Consider the following 16,804-nt stretch of genomic DNA (forward strand, 5'->3'; position numbering starts at 1 on the left):
CACCCATGAAATTCACACCAGAACACACCCAAATCTCCGACACCGTGCGCAGGTTTGTTGCCAACGAGATCAACCCCTTCACCGCCGAGTGGGAGAAGGCGGGCATCTTCCCCGCGCACGCACTCTTCAAGAAGATGGGGGACCTGGGCCTCTTGGGCATCAAGTACCCCACCGAATTTGGTGGCATGGGGCTGGACTTCAGCTACTCCATGGTGGCGGCCGAGGCCCTGGGCGACTGCAATGTGGGCGGTGTGCCCATGGCCATTGGTGTGCAGACCGATATGTGCACCCCCGCGCTGGCACGTTTTGGCAGTGACGAGCTGCGCGCGGCCTACCTGGCCCCGGCCATTGCGGGCGACATGGTGGGCTGCATCGGTGTGAGCGAGGCCGGTGGCGGCTCGGACGTGGCGGCGCTCAAGACCACGGCGCACAAAGACGGTGGTGACTACGTCATCAACGGCTCCAAGATGTGGATCACCAACGGCATGCAGGCCGACTGGTGCTGCCTGCTGGCCAACACCAGCGAAGGCGCGGTGCACAAAAACAAGTCGCTCATCATCGTGCCCATGGATGCGCCCGGCATCACGCGCCAGAAGATCGAGAAGATCGGCATGCACAGCAGCGACACGGCCCAGCTGTTCTTTGACAACGTGCGCGTGCCCCAGCGCAACCTGATTGGCCAGGAGGGCATGGGCTTCATGCTGCAAATGTTGCAGTTTCAGGAAGAGCGCTTGTATGGTGCTGCGGGCAGCCTGCGCTCGCTGGACAACCTGATCGACCAGACCATTGCCTATACCCGCGAGCGCAAGACCTTTGGCCAGCCGATTCTGAACAACCAGGTGGTGCATTTCCGCCTGGCCGAGTTGCGCACCGAGGTGGAGGCCCTGCGCGCACTGACCTACCGCGCAGTGGAGTCGTATGTGGGCGGCAAGGATGTGACCAAGCTGGCCTCCATGGCCAAGCTCAAGGCAGGGCGCCTGTCGCGTGAAGTGGCGGATAGTTGTCTGCAATATTGGGGTGGCATGGGCTTCACGGCGGACAACCCCATCTCGCAGGCCTACCGCGACAGCCGCCTGATCTCCATTGGCGGTGGCGCCGACGAGATCATGCTGGGCATCATCTGCAAGCTCGAAGGCACCTTGCCTGGCAAAGCCTGATGCGGACCATGCAGCAAAAACTGGATGCTATGCAATTAGGAGCTGTTTGCGCAGTATCCACGGGCGCTAGCCTGCATATTTGCTTGAATCGACCGGAGGTGCGCAACGCCATGTCGTTGCAGATGGTGGCTGAGCTGCAGCAGGTGCTGCGCGCGGCGGAGGCCACGGCAGGCACGCCCGGTGCAGTGCGTGTGGTGGTGCTGCGAGGCGAGGGCGGGCACTTCTGTGCTGGGGCCGATCTGAAAGACATGGCCGGTGCACGCATGCGGGCCATGCAACGCGCCGAGGGCGAGCCGGATCCGATTGCCGAGGTGAACGCCGCCTTTGGCCACCTGTGTGCCGCCTATGCCAACACACCATTGGCCGTGGTGGCGGTGCTGGAGGGCACGGTCATGGGCGGTGGTTTTGGTCTGGCTTGCGTGGCCGATGTGGCCCTTGCCAGCGACACCGCAGCCTTTCGCCTGCCTGAGACATCGCTGGGTGTGGTGCCTGCGCAGATTGCTCCGTTTTTGGTGGAGCGCCTGGGTTACTCGCAGGCCAAGCGCTTGGCTGTGACTGGTGGTCGGCTCGATGCTGCAGGTGCGCTGGCGGTGGGGCTGGTGCATGCGGTGACAACCTCCGAAGGTATTGCGGCCGCGTTGGACACGACCTTGGCCGACATATTGGCGTGCGCGCCAGGCGCTTTGGCTGCCACCAAGGCGCTGATGCGCAAGGCGCGTTTTACCGCTGCGGCTGATTTGGTCACCGAGGCTGCTGCCATCTTTTCCCACGCGGCCCAAGGGCCCGAGGGGCAAGAGGGCATGACGGCCTTCATTCAGAAACGCAAACCCCAATGGGCTGTGACATGACATTTTCCAAACCACGGATGGCCTCGCAGAGCCTGGGCGGCAGAGCGTTTTGCTTCGTGTCCCCCGCCCGCTGCGCGGGCTCCTCCTTTACCTACGCAAAACGCTCTGCCGCCCAGCCTCACAGTGGAGTGTTTGATGTTTAGCAAAATCCTGATCGCCAACCGCGGAGAGATCGCCTGCCGCGTTATCCGCACTGCGCGCAAGCTGGGCTACGCCACCGTGGCCGTGTACAGCGATGCCGACCGTGACGCGCCCCACGTGGCGCTGGCCGATGAAGCCGTGCACATCGGCGCATCGCCGGCTGCCGAGTCGTACCTGAAGATGGAGGCCATTCTGGACGCCGCCCGCAAGACTGGTGCCGATGCGCTGCACCCGGGCTACGGCTTCCTCAGCGAGAACGCTGCGTTTGCGCAGGCCTGCGCAGACGCAGGCGTGGTGTTCATCGGCCCACCCGCCAGCGCCATTACCGCCATGGGCGACAAGGCGTTGGCCAAGCGCCGGATGCTGGAGGCGGGTGTGCCCTGTGCGCCCGGGTATCTGGGCGCCGACCAGAGCGATGCGGTGCTGACAAAGGAGGCCAAGAAGTTGGGCTACCCGCTGCTGGTGAAAGCCGTGGCCGGTGGCGGTGGACGCGGCATGCGCTTGGTGCGCAGTGATGCCGAGTTGCAGCAAGGGATAGACGGCGCACGCAGGGAAGCTACCAGTGCCTTTGGCGATGGCACGCTGATGCTGGAGCGCTTGATTGACAACGGCCGCCATATCGAAATCCAGGTGTTTGCCGATGCGCATGGCAACGCGGTGTATCTGGGTGAGCGCGATTGCACGGCCCAACGTCGCCGTCAAAAGGTGATTGAAGAAGCGCCGTCGCCCGTAGTCAGCCCCGCCATGCGTGCGGCCATGGGCAAAGACGCCGTCGCCGCCGCGCTGGCCGTGGGCTACCGCGGTGCGGGCACGGTGGAGTTCATCGTGGACGACAAGCTCAAGCACTACTTTCTGGAGATGAACACGCGCCTGCAGGTGGAGCACCCGGTGACCGAATGCATCACCGGCTACGACCTGGTGGAGTGGCAGCTGCAGGTGGCCGCGGGCGACGTGCTGCCGGCGAAGCAAGAGGACATCACACTCACGGGCCACGCCATCGAGGCACGCCTGTATGTGGAAGACCCCTATACCGGCTTTGCGCCACAGACCGGTACCGTGGCTTGGTGGCAACCCGAACGCGCGCTCCATGGTGGCGTGAGGGTGGACGACGGCATCCGCCAGGGCAGTGTGGTCTCGCCGTTTTACGACCCCATGGTCGCCAAAGTCATCGTGCACGGCCGAGACCGGGACGACGCCATCCGCCGCCTGCGCGCCGCGCTGGCCAATACGCCCTTGCTGGGCTTGAAGAACAACGGTCGTTTCTTGAGCGACCTGGTGGACCATCCGGCCTTCCGCAAGGCCGAGATGACGACCAGCCTGATTGACCAGTGGCTGGAGCAGGGCGAGCCCTTGTTGCAGGCACCGGTTGCCAGTGACGCGGCGTGGGTCGTGGCGGCGGTGGCTTTGGCCATGCAGCACGGCAGCAGCTGGCGTGCCAATAGTGTGGCGTCTTATGGCTTCCCGCTGCAGACCGGCGACACGGTGCGTGCGGTGCGTGTGTTGCCAGATCGGCATGGCGCAGTCGCGGTCACCATCGACCGCCAGACCACAGCTGCGCGCGTGTTGCAGTTTGAACAAGGTGTGTTGCGGCTTGAGATTGCCGGGGTGGCACAAACGGCGATTGCCGTGTTTGTCGGGGCTGATCTGCACCTTGCCCACGCGGGCTACAGCCATGTGTTCACCGAAGTCTCGGCCTTCCCCAATGCCGATGCTTTGAAAGACGCGAGCCGCGCCCGTTCTCCCGTGGCGGGCAAGGTCACCCAGGTGCTGGTGGCGCCGGGCGATACCGTGCAGGACGGCCAACAGCTGCTCTGTGTGGAAGCCATGAAGATGGAGATGTGGCTCTGCGCTGAAAGCACGGGCACGGTGAAGGCGATGTATGCCAAGGCGGGCGACCAGGTCGAGTCCGGCGCTGTGCTGGTCGAGCTGGAACTCAATACGAAGAAGGAAGCATGATGGACAAAGCCATACTCACCTGCGCGCTGACCGGCGTACTGACCAACCCCAAGCAGCACCCCGTTCCGGTGACGCCGGCGCAGATGGCGGCGGAGGCGCGTGACGCTTTTAATGCGGGCGCCAGCATCATGCACATCCACATGCGCAGCCAGGAAGAGGGCATGGGCCACATGCCGTCTTGGGACCCGGACGTGGCCGAGAGCATCGTTAACGCCATTCGGGAGGCTTGCCCCGGCGTCATCATCAACCTGACCACGGGCGTGGTGGGCAAGGACATCAGCGGCCCGTTGGCTTGTATTCGCCGAGTCAAGCCCGAGATTGCGGCCTGCAACGCCGGTAGCCTGAACTACCTCAAGCTCAAGGAAGACGGCTCCTGGGCCTGGCCGCCCATGGTGTTCGACAACCCGGTGGCCAAGGTGCAACAGTTTCTGGGTGTGATGGAAGAGGCCGGTACCCACCCCGAGTTCGAGTGTTTTGACGTGGGCATCGTGCGTTCGGTCACCATGTACCTGAAAAATGGCATGCTCAAGCCCGCCATGGGCCGCGCTGAATACAACCTGGTGATGGGCGTGGCTTCTGGCATGCCCTGCGACGCAGACCTGCTCGCGCTGCTGCCCAAGTACATGGCCAAAGACAGCGTCTGGCAAACCACGCTGATAGGTCGCACCGAAATCTGGCCGGTGCACCAGAAGACCGCCGATCTGGGTGGCATGCTGCGCACGGGCTTGGAAGACACCTTCTATTTGCCCCAAGGCGAACGTGCGGCAGGCAACGGGGCGTTGATCACCGAATTGGCAGCCTGTGCCCAGCGTGCGGGTCGAGCCATTGCCAGCCCGGCAGAGGCGCGCAGCCTGTTGGGGTTGCGCAGCGCGTAAACTGGGAGGCCAGGGCCCGGAAATTGGGTCCGAAAAAGTTTCTGCAGGTTTTTCCAGCAAGCCCCAGAAACTTCGTGCTAGAATACGAAGCTTAGCGGCTGTAGCTCAGTTGGATAGAGTACTTGGCTACGAACCAAGGGGTCGTGGGTTCAATTCCTGCCAGCCGCACCAAAAAGTAAAGGTCTGCAATCGAAAGGTTGCAGACCTTTTTCTTATTCCGGTTGCATTCACATTGCTGGCGGTGCCCTCCATGAGCAAAGCGTTCACCAAAGAATCGGACGATGCAGACGACGATGAACTGCAGCTGCCTGCGTTGCCGTCGGGCGGAAAAAACTACATCACTCCCCAAGGTTATGCCGTCCTGCGCGACGAGTTGTTCGACCTGATCGACAACGAGCGCCCCAAGATTGTGGAAGTGGTGCACTGGGCCGCCAGCAACGGCGACCGCTCCGAAAATGGCGATTATCTGTATGGCAAAAAACGCCTGCGCGAGATCGACCGCCGCATCCGATTCCTGACCAAACGCCTGGAGATCGCAGAGGTGTCGGATCCCTCGGTGCACCATGGCAACGATCAGATTTTTTTTGGCGCCACCGTCACCTATGTGGATGACACCGATATAGAGCGCACAGTCACCATCAAAGGTATTGACGAGTCCAACAGCGCTGCGGGTGAGGTGAGCTGGATTTCCCCGATCGCGCGCACCCTGCTGAAGGCGCGTGAGGGTGATGAACTCAAGTTGGTCATGCCGGACCGCGTGGCCACCATCGAGGTGTTGCAGGTGGTCTATCCCGCGCCCCAGCCTGTCTAGGCGCTAGCGCTGTTGCTGCTCCGTTCGGCCCGCAGCACTGAGGGTGTGCGGCGCAGGTTGCGCAGCGCTGTGTCGAGGTGTGCGGTGTCACGCACCGCCACCACAAAGCGCAAGTCGGAGGCGTCTTGGACCCCGTCTTGCCCCATGTCGATATGCAGGATATCGGCCTCGGCCGAGGCCAGTGCCGCAGCTACCTTGGCCAGCACGCCCTTGCCGTTGTTGACGGTGACCACGACGCCCGTTTCAAACGGACGGATGGGCTCGTCAGACCACTCCACACCAATGAAGCGCTCGCTGTCCTTGTTCTGGAGTTTGCGTGCGACCTGGCAGTCCTGCTGGTGCACCACCAAGCCTTCGCCGCGGCCCAGGTAGCCCACAATTGTGTCGCCGGGAATGGGGCGGCAGCAGGGCGCGAACTGCACCGAGGCGTTTTCACTGCCGTCCAGCGTGATGGAGCCCAGCGAAGTGGATTCGTGTGCGGTGAAGCGTTCGCGCGTGAGTAGCAGGGCATCGGGGCGCTCGCCGGTGTCGGCCAGCAGGTTCACCATGCGCTTGGCCACGATGTTGGCAATGCGCTTGCCCAAACCAATGTCGGTCAACAGCTCCTGGCGCGTCTTGTTGCCGGTAAAGCGAAGCAGTTTGTCCCACAGGCCGCTGTAGCTTGGGGCGTCGTCTGGAAAGCGTTCAATACCTTCGGCACGCAAGGCTTGCTGCAGCAGCTTGCTGCCCAGGCTTTCCGATTCGGTTTGCGCCATCGTTTTCAGGTGATGGCGAATCTTGGAACGGGCCCGCCCGGTGCGCACAAAACCCAACCAGGCCGGGTTGGGGGTGGACACGGGTGCGGTCACCACTTCCACCACGTCACCGTTTTTCAGCTCGGTGCGCAGCGGCACTTGCTCGCCATTGATGCGCGCGGCCGTGGTGCGGTCGCCAATATTGCTATGAATGGCGTAGGCAAAGTCCACCACGGTGGCGCCGCGCGGCAGCGCCATGATCTGGCTCTTGGGGGTGAACACGTACACGGCGTCGGGGAACAGGTCCACCTTCACGTGGTCCCAGAACTCGGCGGCATCGCGGGTTTCGTCCTGGATGTCCAGCAACGACTGCAGCCACTTGGTACCCAGGCGTTCGCCGGACGCATCGTCGGGGTTGTTGACCTTGTACAGCCAGTGGGCGGCCACACCGGATTCGGCCACCACATGCATGGCCTCGGTACGCATCTGAAACTCCACGTTGATGCCGGCCGGCCCCACCAGCGTAGTGTGCAGCGACTGGTAGCCATTGACCTTGGCAATCGCAATGTGGTCTTTGAATTTGCCGGGGAGGGGCTTGTAGAGCTGGTGCAGGATACCCAATGCGGTGTAGCAGTCCGTCACGTTGGGCACCAGCACCCGAAAGCCATAAATGTCGGTCACCTGGGCGAAGCTCAGGTGTTTGTCGTCCATTTTCTTGTAGATGGAGTACAGCGTCTTCTCGCGACCCGCAATGCGCACCGGCATGTTGGCTGCGGCGAACACGGCTTCCACTTCCTTCTGCACTTTCTGGATCAGGTCGCGGCGGCGGCTGCGGGCTTTGGCCACGGCCTTGGACAGCGTGGCGTAGCGCCAAGGTCGCAAATGCCGGAAAGACAAATCTTGCAGTTCCCGGTAGGTCTGGTTCAGACCCAGTCGGTGGGCGATGGGGGCATAAATATCCAAGGTTTCGGATGAGATGCGCCCCCACTTGGTGCGCGGCACATCGGAAAGCGTGCGCATATTGTGGCTGCGGTCCGCCAGCTTGATCAGGATGACGCGTACATCACGCGCCATGGCCAGCAGCATCTTGCGAAAGGACTCGGCCTGATTTTCTTCGCGGGTGTTGAACTGCAGCTTGTCAAGCTTGGTCAAGCCGTCTACCAGTTCGGCCACGGGGGAGCCAAACTTCTCGATGAGTTCCGTCTTGGTGATGCCGCAGTCTTCCAGTGCGTCGTGTAGCAAGGCAGCCATCAGTGCCTGGGCATCGAGTTTCCAGTCCGCACACTGCACTGCCACCGCAATTGGGTGGGTGATGTAGGGCTCACCATTGTTGCGCAACTGGCCCAAGTGCGCTTCGTCGGCAAAGCGGTAGGCCAGGCGCACCTGCTCCACATCGTTGGCGCTCAGGTAGTCCAGTTTGGCCGTCAATCCGGCAAAACTGGCCGCTGCAGCGTTGGCGGCAGCCGCCGGTGATGTGATGTGTGGAGTACTGCCCATAGCTTAAATGTAGCGCGCCCTATGCAGGGGTGCAGGCCAAACGCAAAAAAGCACCGCAAGCGGTGCTTTTTAAAGAGATGGTGCGATTAAAGAGGTACTTTTTTCAGCATCTCGATGCCGACCTTGCCGGCTGCAATTTCGCGCAAGGCGGTGACGCCTGGCTTGTTCTTGCTCTCGATTTTTGGGGTGTGACCTTGGCTCAGCATGCGGGCACGGTAGGTTGCTGCCAAAACCAGTTGGAAGCGATTGGGGATCTGCTCGAGGCAGTCTTCAACAGTGATGCGGGCCATGGAAATCTCCGGGAAACTAGAGGATGTTCAGCGCTTGGAATGTTTCGGCACGGGCGCGGCGCTGTGCCGAAATTTTGAGCCGCTGGGAGTGGACAATGGCTTTCAGGTCGAAAAGCGCACGGTCGAATAACTCGTTGATTATAACGAAGTCGAATTTTCCGACCTGGGCCACCTCGACCTGGGCGTTCTTCATGCGCATGTCGATGATCTCGGGGGAGTCCTCGCCGCGGCGCTCCAGGCGCGAGCGCAGCTCTTCCCAGCTGGGGGGCAGGATAAAAATGCAGATGGCATTCGCAAACACATTTTTGATCTGTATGGCGCCCTGAAAGTCAATTTCCAGGATCACATCGGCGCCCATGGCCATGCGGTCTTCGATGGCTTTTTTCGAGGTGCCGTAGCGGTTGGCGTGCACGTGCGCCCATTCGACAAAGGCGTCGGCGGCCACCATGGCGTCGAACTCCTGTTGCGACACGAAGAAGTACTCACGGCCATGTTTTTCCTGGCCGCGCGGTGGGCGCGTGGTGTGCGACACCGAGGGCTGCAGCCGGGAATCCAGCTCTAACAAGGCCTTGCACAGGCTGGACTTACCCGCCCCGCTGGGGGCTGCGACAACAAAGAGATTTCCGGGGTAGTCCATTGACATTGGCTCCGATAAGGCGGCTAGCTGAAGTCGCCTTATTCTAAGTTCTGAACCTGCTCGCGCATTTGTTCGATCAGCACCTTCATGTCCACCGAGATGTGGGTCAGGTCCAACGCGGCTGATTTGGAGCCCATGGTGTTGGCTTCGCGGTGCAGTTCCTGGATCAGGAAGTCGAGCCGTTTGCCAATTTCGCCCCCCTTCTTGATCAGGCGTTCCAGCTCGTCCAGATGGGAGCTCAGGCGGGTGATTTCCTCGGCCACATCAATGCGGATGGCAAAGGCCGTGGCCTCGGTCAGTGCGCGGTCTTGGGCGGCCTCGGGCAGGGTGGCGCCATCGGTCAGGGCCATGGCCTCTTTCCAGCGCTCCATGAAGCGGGTGCGCTGCTGCTCCACCAGCTTGGGCACCAGCGGACCGGCTTGCTCGGCCAGGCTGCGCAGTTGGGTGATGTGGCCCAGCAACATGGTGGCCAGGCGGGCGCCTTCGCGCTGGCGGGCTGCCAGCAGTTCTTTGAGGGTCTTCTCGGCCAGCGGCATCACATCGGCACTCCAGTCACGCTGACCACCTTGTTCGCTGGCAGCCAGGCGAATGACGTCGGCCACGCTCAGCGGGTTGGCATTGGGCAGCCAGGCACGGATGCTGTCTTGTGCCGCGTTCAGGCGCTGCAGCAGCTTGGGCGTGGGGTCGGGGATGCTGCTGGCACTGGTGGTCTCCACCGAGGCGCGAACTTCAATCTTGCCGCGCTTGAGTTTGCTGCCCAGCAGCTCACGCAGGGCCGGCTCGAACTGGCGCAGGTCTTCGGGCAGACGAAATGTGAGGTCCAGAAAGCGGCTGTTGACCGATCGGATTTCGAGGCCGAGCTGGGTGGTGGGCTGGTTTTTGGACTCGCCTTCCGGGGCGCTGGTGGCTGTGCTGTGCTGGGCACTGGCATAGCCAGTCATGCTGTAAACTGGCATCACGGGTTCTCGCTGCGTTGAAACGGCCCCGAGAATAACCCGGTTCAGACGCAACCGACGAGCCCTTACCCCGCAATTTATGTCAAAGGTCAAGCCAGCACCGTTACCCCCCGACACCACGATTGGCGGCTACCGCATTATTCGCAAGGTGGCGGCCGGGGGCTTTGGTTTGGTCTACCTGGCGCTGGATTCGGAAGGTCAGCAGGTTGCCGTCAAGGAATACCTGCCCTCATCGCTGGCCAGCCGCGCACCCGGTGAGCTGTTGCCCCAGGTGCAGCCCGAGAAGCTGTCTTTGTACCGCTTGGGCCTCAAAAGCTTTTTCGAAGAGGGCCGCTCGCTGGCGCAAATCTCCCACCCCTCCGTGGTGAGCGTGCTGAACTTCTTCCGTGAGAATGAAACTGTCTATATGGTGATGAACTACCTGGAGGGCGCGGCCCTGCAGGATTTCATCGTCACTGCGCGCGACCAGAAGAAGAGCAAGGTGTTCCGCGAGTCGACCATCCGCTCCCTGTTCGACGAAATTTTGCGCGGTCTGCGCATCGTGCACCAGCACAAGATGCTGCACCTGGATATCAAGCCAGCCAACATCTTTATTACTGACGACAACAAGTCGGTGTTGATCGACTTTGGCGCGGCACGCGAAGTGCTGAGCAAGGAAGGCAACTTCATCCGCCCCATGTACACGCCTGGCTTTGCTGCACCCGAGATGTACCGGCGCGATGCCTCCATGGGGCCGTGGACCGATATTTATGCCATCGGCGCTTGTATCTACGCGTGCATGCAGGGTTATCCACCCAACGAAGCCCCGCAACGTCTGGAAAAAGACCGCATTACCACCGCACTGGCTCGTTTGCGTGGCGTGTATTCCGACAACCTGATTGAAGTGGTGGAGTGGTGCATGTCGCTGGATCCGCTCTCGCGTCCGCAGTCGGTATTTGCCCTGCAAAAGGAGCTGTCGCGCGAAGGTGAGCGGCGCTACACCAAGCTCTCGGTGGGAGAGAAGGTGCGCATGCAGTTTGACTCCATGGTGGCCGACACCAAAAAGACCGTGCAGGGCGCTGTCGCGGCGCCAGCCAAACCCAAATGAAATTCTCCGTATTCCAGATCAGCCGCAAAGGCGGTCGCGAAAAAAACGAAGACCGCATGGGGTATTGCTATACCAAGGCGTCTGGCTTGTTTTTGCTGGCCGATGGCATGGGCGGTCACCCCGAGGGCGAGGTGGCTGCGCAGATGACGTTGCAGGTGATTTCGGCGCTGTACCAGAAAGAGGCTACACCCGAGATTGAGGACGTCAAGGCCTTCTTTCAGCGTGCCATTCTGGCCGCCCACCGCCAAATCCTGCGCTACGCCACCGAGAAGCACCTGATGGACACCCCGCGCACCACGCTGGTCGCCGCGATTGTGCAGGGCGGTGTGGCGCACTGGGTGCATTGTGGCGACTCGCGTTTGTATTTTGTGCGCCAGGGCGAGTTGCTGGCCCGTACCCGCGACCACTCCTACATGGAACAACGTGAGGGTGAGCGGCCCCTGGCCCACACTCCGGCGGTGTTCAACCGCAACGTGCTCTACACCTGCCTGGGCTCACCGACCAAACCGGTGTTCGACATCACGGGCCCCGTGTCCTTGTTGCAGGGCGATCGCATCATGCTGTGTTCAGACGGCCTCTGGGGGACGGTGGACGACTCCACCATCGTCTACCACCTGGCGCAGAAGCCTGTGACCGACTCTGCCCCCGATCTGGTGGAGCAGGCGCTGGCCAATGGCGGGCCGCATTGTGACAACGTGACCCTGATCACCATGGAGTGGGAAACGCCAGACAGCTTTGAGTCCACCCGCGGCAGTATTACTACCGACAACATTGAGGACGGCGTGTTTGCCTCCACGGTGCAGGCCGGCTGGCTGGATTCGCAGGTGGATGACCTGGACGACGCAGCCATCGAACGCTCCATCGCCGAGATCAACGAAGCCATTCGCCGTTCCGCCGCGCGCCGGGGATAGGCGCCGGCCGCGCGACGGCCATTTCCAGAAGGACTGCCATGACTGAATTCGTTCGCAGCGGCGCGCGCGCCGCCAACGCTTTGCGCCCGGTGCGCATCACCCGCCACTACACCATGCATGCCGAGGGCTCGGTGCTCATCGAATTTGGCAACACCAAGGTGCTGTGCACCGCGTCGGTGGAAGAGCGTGTGCCGCCGCACAAGCGCGGCAGTGGCGAGGGATGGGTGACGGCGGAATACGGCATGCTGCCGCGTGCCACCCACAGCCGCAGCGACCGCGAAGCGGCCAAAGGCAAGCAGAGCGGGCGCACGCAGGAGATCCAGCGCCTGATCGGTCGCTCGCTGCGCGCGGTGTTTGATTTGAAGAAGCTGGGCGAGCGCACCATCCAGCTGGACTGCGATGTGATCCAGGCCGACGGAGGCACCCGCACCGCCGCCATTACGGGCGCCTTTGTGGCGGCCCAGGATGCAGTGAACGGCCTGCTCAAGGCCGACAAGATTACCGAGACACCGATCACCGCCGCCGTGGCAGCCATCAGTGTGGGCATCGTGCAAGGTACCCCGCTGCTGGATCTGGAATACACCGAAGACTCCGCCTGCGACACCGACATGAATGTGGTGATGACCGGGGCGGGACATTTTGTGGAAGTGCAGGGCACCGCGGAAGGCGTGGCGTTTACGCGCGCCGAGATGGACCAGCTGCTGGGGCTGGCCGAACAAGGCATTGGCGAGCTGATGGCCTTGCAACAAAATTCACTATCAAAATAATAGCTGCTCGCGCAGTATTCATAAGCGCTAGAGGCATATTTCATGCAAATTGTTCTCGCATCCAACAACCAGGGCAAGCTGGTCGAACTGCAAGCCATGTTTGGCACGCTGGGCTGCACCCTGGTGCGCCAGGGCGACCTGGGCGTGCCCGAGGCGCCCGAGCCCTACCGCACCTTTGTGGAAAACGCGCTGACCAAGGCACGCAATGCGGCACAGCACACCGGCTTGCCCGCGCTGGCCGACGACGCCGGCCTGTGCATCGACGCCTTTGGTGGTCTGCCGGGCGTGGACACGGCCTACTACGCCACCCAGCACGGCTACGCCAAGGGTGACGACAACAACGTCACCGCGCTGCTGGAGCAGATGCAGGGAATTGACAACCGCCGTGCGGCCATGGTCAGCACGCTGGTGGCGGTGCGTTCGCCCGAAGACCCGGAGCCACTCATCGCCGTGGGGCGGGTGGTGGGCGAGATTGCACGCGAGCGCTTGGGCAGCAACGGTTTCGGTTTTGACCCGGTGATGTGGATTCCCGAGTTTGGCCAGACCTTTGCCCAGCTGCCGGTGGAAGTGAAGAATGCCCATAGCCACCGTGGCCGTGCGGCGCAGGCCATGGCGGCACTTATCCGCGCCAACTGGTTAGGGACCTGAGCGGCCATGATTCCGATCACGCCAGTGGGCCGCGAAACAGACGCCGCGGTGCAGCGCGACATCCAGCACTACATGCGGCCCGGCACCTTGCAGCTGTCGGCGCTGCCGCCGCTGTCGCTGTATGTGCACCTGCCCTGGTGTTTGAAGAAGTGCCCCTATTGCGACTTCAACTCCCACGAGCAAAGTTCACAAGGCCTGCCGGAGCAGCGCTACATCGATGCCGTGGTTGCCGACCTGGAAGCGGCGTTGCCGCTGATCTGGGGCCGCACGGTGCACAGCATCTTCATTGGCGGTGGCACGCCCAGCCTGTTTTCACCACAGTCCATCGACCGCCTGTTGGCTGACATCCGCGCCCGCCTGCGGCTGGAGGCGAACTGCGAGGTCACCATGGAGGCGAATCCCGGCACGTTCGAGAAGGACCGCTTCAAGGCCTTTCGCAGCGCCGGTGTCACGCGCCTGTCCATCGGCGTGCAGAGTTTTAATGACGGGCACCTGAAGACGTTGGGGCGCGTGCATGACCGCGCGCAGGCGCTGGCGGCGGTGGAAGAAGCTGCGCAGTCGTTTGCCACCTTCAACCTGGACCTCATGTATGCGCTGCCCGGGCAGACGATGGAGCAGCTGGACGCCGATGTGCAACTGGCGTTGCAGTTCGCGCCGCCGCACATCTCCATTTACCACCTGACCATCGAGCCCAACACCTACTTTGCCAAGTTCCCGCCGCAGATTCCCGAGGACGACACGGCCTACGCCATGCTGGACCGCATCACCGAGCTGACGGGTGTGGCCGGGCTGGAGCGCTACGAGGTGTCGGCCTATGCCAAGCCCACGCACCGCTGCTTTCACAACCTCAATTACTGGCAGTTTGGCGACTACCTGGGCATTGGTGCGGGTGCGCACAGCAAGCTGAGTTTTGCGCACCGCGTGGTACGCCAGGTGCGCTTTCGCGACCCTGTGCGCTACATGCAACAGGCACTGGCTGGCAACGCGCTGGCGCAGGACGAGGAGGTGGCGCGTGCGGACCTGCCGTTTGAGTACATGCTCAATGCGCTGCGCTTGCGCAACGGTTTTGGCTTGCGCGATTTCACCGAGCGGACTGGTTTGCCCATCACGGCCATCCAGGCGGGTCTGCAGGAGGCCGAGCGTAAGGGCCTGATCGAGCGCGACTTCGCACGCGTGCGTCCCACGGTGCGTGGTTTTGACTTTTTGAGTGACTTGCAGGCGCTTTTCCTGCAAGAATGAGCCCACGGCCCCGCCACTGCGGCAAGTTGGCACATGGTCCTTCGGGCGGCTTTGTGGGGCGTTGCCCGCATGTCCCGGCACAACGACAGGAGGCTGTTCATGTTTTCGGTGTATGGCAAAGCGGGACGTGTGTTTCGGGGCTCCATGGAAGAGTTGCGCCGCGTCGGGGCGGCTGCGGGCCTCACGCGTACGCGGGGCCTCAGCGCGGTGGGGCAAGAGGGGCGCGACCACGGCAGTGACTCGGGTTTCTCGGCCTTGATGGCTGTTGCACCACCCCCAGCACCTGCTGACTTGGCCCACCGTGTGGCCTTGGCCGCCTACACCGAGGTGCGCAAGACGGACACGCCCCGCCAGCCACTGACCAAGGTGGAGTCCATCATGAGCAGCCAGGTAGTGCTGGTGCCAGACAGCTGCACCATCGAGCAGGCCTGGCTGTTGTTGGAGCAGCATGGCATAGGCCAAGCGCCCGTGGTGTCGGAGCAAAAGGTGCTCGTGGGCCTGCTGGCCCGTGCCGGCCTGATGCGTGCCGATCACTTGCCCCAGGCCGAACAGCACCCCCTGGTCTGGCGCGCGTGGCTGGCCCAGAGCGTGACCGAAGTCATGTGGACGCCTGTTCCCAGCGTGGCACAGGACACCGATATCCGCCGTGTGGCACGCGTGCTGCTGGACACTGGTTTGCCGGGACTGCCTGTTGTGGACGATGAGGGCGTGGTCACCGGGTTTGTGTCGCGCTCCGACATCCTGCGCGCCGTGGTGGCCGACCCGCCCTTGGATTTGTGGACCTGAATCAGGCTTTTTCCATGTGATCGCGCTGTGCGAGTGCCGGGAACAGCCGGAACCACAGGCCCGCCACCAGCATGGTGCCCACGCCGCCCATGACCACCGAGCCCACCGGTCCCCACAGCGCCGCGGTGGCACCTGATTCAAACTCGCCAAGCTGGTTAGACGCACCGATGAAGATGGAGTTGACGGCAGAGACACGCCCACGCATCTCATCCGGCGTTTCCAGTTGGACCAGGGTGTTGCGCGTCACCACGCTGATGCAGTCGGCCGCCCCGGTGACGACCAGCGCCAGCAGCGACAGCCAGAACGAGGTGGACAGACCAAACACCAGCATGGCCAGCCCGAACACGCCAACGGCGATCAGCAGCCGCGGCCCCACCCGGCGGCGCAGCGGCCAGCGCGTGAGTGCCAGGGACATGGCCAAAGCCCCCACGGCAGGTGCCGAGCGCAGCAACCCCAGACCGGCAGGGCCGGTGTGCAGAATGTCTTTGGCATATATCGGGAGCAAAGCGGTGGCGCCGCCCAGCAGCACCGCGAACAGGTCCAGCGAGGTGGCACCCAGAATCACTTTGCGCCGCCAGACAAAACCGATGCCTGCAAACAGCGACTGCCAAGTGGCCGCAGCCTGCGGCGGCTTGTGCCGGTAGCGCACCAGCAGGGTCAGCGCACCGGCACCGAGCAACAAGGCCATGCAGGTGACATAGACGTAACGGGGGCCCAGGGCATACAGCAGTCCGCCTAGCGCCGGGCCGCCAATGATGGCCATCTCCATGCCCGTGGAGCTGATGGCAAATGCGCGGGGCAAAAGACTTGCTGGCACCAGCAGGGGAATCAGGGCTTGCTGCGCCGGCATCTGGAAGGCACGCGCCACACCCAGCATCACCGCCAGCCCCAGAATCAGCTCCCGTGTGGCAAAGCCCTGGGAACTAGACACCAGCATGAGGGTGGCCACTGCGGCTTGCAAGGCCATGCAGCAGGCAAAAATGCGCCCGCGGTGCACCCGGTCGGCCAGGTGGCCAGCAGGCAGCGTCATCAGCAGGGCAGGAACAAACTGGAAGAGCCCTACCAGACCAAGGTCCCAGGCACTGGCGGTGATGTCGTACATGTGCCAGGCCACAGCCACCATGAGCATCTGGTTGCCCATGATGCCCGACAGGCGGGCCAGCCAGAACCGGACGAATGCAGTTTGGTTCAGCAGGCGGGGTTCGTGGGGATGCTGCAAATCATTTGATGGCTGCCGAATCAAGAATTTCATGGCCGTTCTTTCGGGAAAACGGGGTATTTCCCGGTGTTCGAAAAATCATGAATTGTCCAACTGAACAACGGCGTGCCAGGCCATGCCTGAAACAACACCCTCTGCGTCAGCGCTAGAGGAATGGAAAGAGGCAGCGGCAGCATGACAACGGGCTTGGGCATAGCCAACCAAAACAGTCAAGAATGGATTCTACTTCCCAATAAATGGCAAAT

General features: G+C 62.4%; 16 protein-coding genes and 1 tRNA gene. 12 read left to right on the plus strand and 5 right to left on the minus strand.

Annotated features, from left to right (window positions below; genetic code table 11):
• Nucleotides 1–5: 5 nt before the first annotated feature.
• The 6 genes from AC3WS7_RS11320 (at nucleotide 6) to greB (ending at nucleotide 5,788) form a co-directional block, all read left to right on the plus strand.
• On the plus strand, nucleotides 6–1,157 hold the full coding sequence (locus AC3WS7_RS11320; protein WP_492656409.1) for an acyl-CoA dehydrogenase family protein: 1,152 nt from the start codon (nucleotides 6–8) through the stop codon (nucleotides 1,155–1,157).
• Between the two features lie 29 nt (nucleotides 1,158–1,186).
• The gene (locus AC3WS7_RS11325; RefSeq protein ID WP_492656545.1) at nucleotides 1,187–2,005 is read left to right on the plus strand and encodes an enoyl-CoA hydratase/isomerase family protein; all 819 of its coding nucleotides are present in this window, start codon (nucleotides 1,187–1,189) and stop codon (nucleotides 2,003–2,005) included.
• Nucleotides 2,006–2,140: 135 nt separating this feature from the next.
• A complete protein-coding gene (locus tag AC3WS7_RS11330) occupies nucleotides 2,141–4,102 on the plus strand; it encodes an acetyl/propionyl/methylcrotonyl-CoA carboxylase subunit alpha (RefSeq protein ID WP_296468923.1) in 1,962 nt (653 codons plus the stop codon).
• A complete protein-coding gene (locus AC3WS7_RS11335) occupies nucleotides 4,099–4,977 on the plus strand; it encodes a beta-keto acid cleavage family enzyme (RefSeq protein WP_492656410.1) in 879 nt (292 codons plus the stop codon). The genes AC3WS7_RS11330 and AC3WS7_RS11335 overlap by 4 nt, the downstream gene beginning before the upstream one ends.
• Nucleotides 4,978–5,071: 94 nt before the next feature.
• Nucleotides 5,072–5,148: transfer RNA gene (locus AC3WS7_RS11340), tRNA-Arg, on the plus strand.
• Nucleotides 5,149–5,227: 79 nt separating this feature from the next.
• On the plus strand, nucleotides 5,228–5,788 hold the full coding sequence (gene greB, locus AC3WS7_RS11345; protein ID WP_492656411.1) for a transcription elongation factor GreB: 561 nt from the start codon (nucleotides 5,228–5,230) through the stop codon (nucleotides 5,786–5,788).
• On the opposite strand, the gene AC3WS7_RS11350 is transcribed toward greB, so the two are convergent.
• The 4 genes from AC3WS7_RS11350 to AC3WS7_RS11365 form a co-directional block, all read right to left on the minus strand.
• Nucleotides 5,785–8,019: a RelA/SpoT family protein gene (locus tag AC3WS7_RS11350; protein ID WP_492656412.1), complete on the minus strand. Its 2,235-nt coding sequence runs from the start codon at nucleotides 8,017–8,019 to the stop codon at nucleotides 5,785–5,787. The genes greB and AC3WS7_RS11350 overlap by 4 nt on opposite strands.
• A gap of 86 nt (nucleotides 8,020–8,105) precedes the next feature.
• Nucleotides 8,106–8,309 (minus strand): DNA-directed RNA polymerase subunit omega, encoded by a 204-nt coding sequence (gene rpoZ / locus AC3WS7_RS11355; protein WP_094477502.1) that lies wholly within the window; start codon nucleotides 8,307–8,309, stop codon nucleotides 8,106–8,108.
• Between the two features lie 16 nt (nucleotides 8,310–8,325).
• A complete protein-coding gene (gmk, locus tag AC3WS7_RS11360; RefSeq protein WP_296468931.1) occupies nucleotides 8,326–8,946 on the minus strand; it encodes a guanylate kinase in 621 nt (206 codons plus the stop codon).
• A 38-nt stretch (nucleotides 8,947–8,984) separates the two neighbouring features.
• Entirely contained in the window at nucleotides 8,985–9,902 is a 918-nt protein-coding gene (locus AC3WS7_RS11365) for a YicC/YloC family endoribonuclease (RefSeq protein ID WP_296468933.1), read from the minus strand.
• Nucleotides 9,903–9,981: 79 nt separating this feature from the next.
• Between AC3WS7_RS11365 and AC3WS7_RS11370 the strand changes: the two genes are divergently transcribed.
• The 6 genes from AC3WS7_RS11370 (at nucleotide 9,982) to AC3WS7_RS11395 (ending at nucleotide 15,340) form a co-directional block, all read left to right on the plus strand.
• A complete protein-coding gene (locus tag AC3WS7_RS11370; RefSeq protein WP_296468935.1) occupies nucleotides 9,982–10,989 on the plus strand; it encodes a serine/threonine protein kinase in 1,008 nt (335 codons plus the stop codon).
• The gene (locus AC3WS7_RS11375; RefSeq protein ID WP_296468937.1) at nucleotides 10,986–11,900 is read left to right on the plus strand and encodes a PP2C family protein-serine/threonine phosphatase; all 915 of its coding nucleotides are present in this window, start codon (nucleotides 10,986–10,988) and stop codon (nucleotides 11,898–11,900) included. The genes AC3WS7_RS11370 and AC3WS7_RS11375 overlap by 4 nt, the downstream gene beginning before the upstream one ends.
• Nucleotides 11,901–11,938: 38 nt before the next feature.
• Nucleotides 11,939–12,667 (plus strand): ribonuclease PH, encoded by a 729-nt coding sequence (gene rph, locus AC3WS7_RS11380; protein WP_492656413.1) that lies wholly within the window; start codon nucleotides 11,939–11,941, stop codon nucleotides 12,665–12,667.
• A gap of 42 nt (nucleotides 12,668–12,709) precedes the next feature.
• Nucleotides 12,710–13,315, plus strand: a complete 606-nt coding sequence (rdgB, locus tag AC3WS7_RS11385) for an RdgB/HAM1 family non-canonical purine NTP pyrophosphatase (RefSeq protein WP_492656414.1) — start codon at nucleotides 12,710–12,712, stop codon at nucleotides 13,313–13,315.
• Nucleotides 13,316–13,321: 6 nt separating this feature from the next.
• Entirely contained in the window at nucleotides 13,322–14,554 is a 1,233-nt protein-coding gene (hemW, locus tag AC3WS7_RS11390; RefSeq protein WP_492656415.1) for a radical SAM family heme chaperone HemW, read from the plus strand.
• A gap of 99 nt (nucleotides 14,555–14,653) precedes the next feature.
• Nucleotides 14,654–15,340 carry a CBS domain-containing protein gene (locus AC3WS7_RS11395; protein ID WP_296468943.1) on the plus strand — a complete coding sequence of 229 codons (687 nt, stop codon included), beginning with the start codon at nucleotides 14,654–14,656 and terminating at the stop codon, nucleotides 15,338–15,340.
• A gap of 1 nt (nucleotide 15,341) precedes the next feature.
• On the opposite strand, the gene AC3WS7_RS11400 is transcribed toward AC3WS7_RS11395, so the two are convergent.
• Nucleotides 15,342–16,592, minus strand: a complete 1,251-nt coding sequence (locus tag AC3WS7_RS11400) for an MFS transporter (RefSeq protein WP_492656416.1) — start codon at nucleotides 16,590–16,592, stop codon at nucleotides 15,342–15,344.
• Between the last annotated feature and the right edge of the window lie 212 nt (nucleotides 16,593–16,804).

The sequence above is a fragment of the Rhodoferax sp. EU05-FHT12H12 genome, from assembly GCF_058791215.1.

What these genes read in the sequence shown, in the direction of transcription:
- greB (WP_492656411.1), top strand. Translation starts at nt 5,228, where the DNA reads ATGAGCAAAGCGTTCACCAAAGAATCGGACGATGCAGACGACGATGAA.
- AC3WS7_RS11400 (WP_492656416.1), bottom strand. Translation starts at nt 16,592, where the DNA reads ATGAAATTCTTGATTCGGCAGCCATCAAATGATTTGCAGCATCCCCAC.
- AC3WS7_RS11370 (WP_296468935.1), top strand. Translation starts at nt 9,982, where the DNA reads ATGTCAAAGGTCAAGCCAGCACCGTTACCCCCCGACACCACGATTGGC.
- AC3WS7_RS11350 (WP_492656412.1), bottom strand. Translation starts at nt 8,019, where the DNA reads ATGGGCAGTACTCCACACATCACATCACCGGCGGCTGCCGCCAACGCT.
- rdgB (WP_492656414.1), top strand. Translation starts at nt 12,710, where the DNA reads ATGCAAATTGTTCTCGCATCCAACAACCAGGGCAAGCTGGTCGAACTG.
- AC3WS7_RS11395 (WP_296468943.1), top strand. Translation starts at nt 14,654, where the DNA reads ATGTTTTCGGTGTATGGCAAAGCGGGACGTGTGTTTCGGGGCTCCATG.
- hemW (WP_492656415.1), top strand. Translation starts at nt 13,322, where the DNA reads ATGATTCCGATCACGCCAGTGGGCCGCGAAACAGACGCCGCGGTGCAG.
- rph (WP_492656413.1), top strand. Translation starts at nt 11,939, where the DNA reads ATGACTGAATTCGTTCGCAGCGGCGCGCGCGCCGCCAACGCTTTGCGC.
- AC3WS7_RS11330 (WP_296468923.1), top strand. Translation starts at nt 2,141, where the DNA reads ATGTTTAGCAAAATCCTGATCGCCAACCGCGGAGAGATCGCCTGCCGC.
- gmk (WP_296468931.1), bottom strand. Translation starts at nt 8,946, where the DNA reads ATGGACTACCCCGGAAATCTCTTTGTTGTCGCAGCCCCCAGCGGGGCG.
- AC3WS7_RS11325 (WP_492656545.1), top strand. Translation starts at nt 1,187, where the DNA reads ATGCAATTAGGAGCTGTTTGCGCAGTATCCACGGGCGCTAGCCTGCAT.
- rpoZ (WP_094477502.1), bottom strand. Translation starts at nt 8,309, where the DNA reads ATGGCCCGCATCACTGTTGAAGACTGCCTCGAGCAGATCCCCAATCGC.
- AC3WS7_RS11320 (WP_492656409.1), top strand. Translation starts at nt 6, where the DNA reads ATGAAATTCACACCAGAACACACCCAAATCTCCGACACCGTGCGCAGG.
- AC3WS7_RS11335 (WP_492656410.1), top strand. Translation starts at nt 4,099, where the DNA reads ATGATGGACAAAGCCATACTCACCTGCGCGCTGACCGGCGTACTGACC.
- AC3WS7_RS11365 (WP_296468933.1), bottom strand. Translation starts at nt 9,902, where the DNA reads ATGCCAGTTTACAGCATGACTGGCTATGCCAGTGCCCAGCACAGCACA.
- AC3WS7_RS11375 (WP_296468937.1), top strand. Translation starts at nt 10,986, where the DNA reads ATGAAATTCTCCGTATTCCAGATCAGCCGCAAAGGCGGTCGCGAAAAA.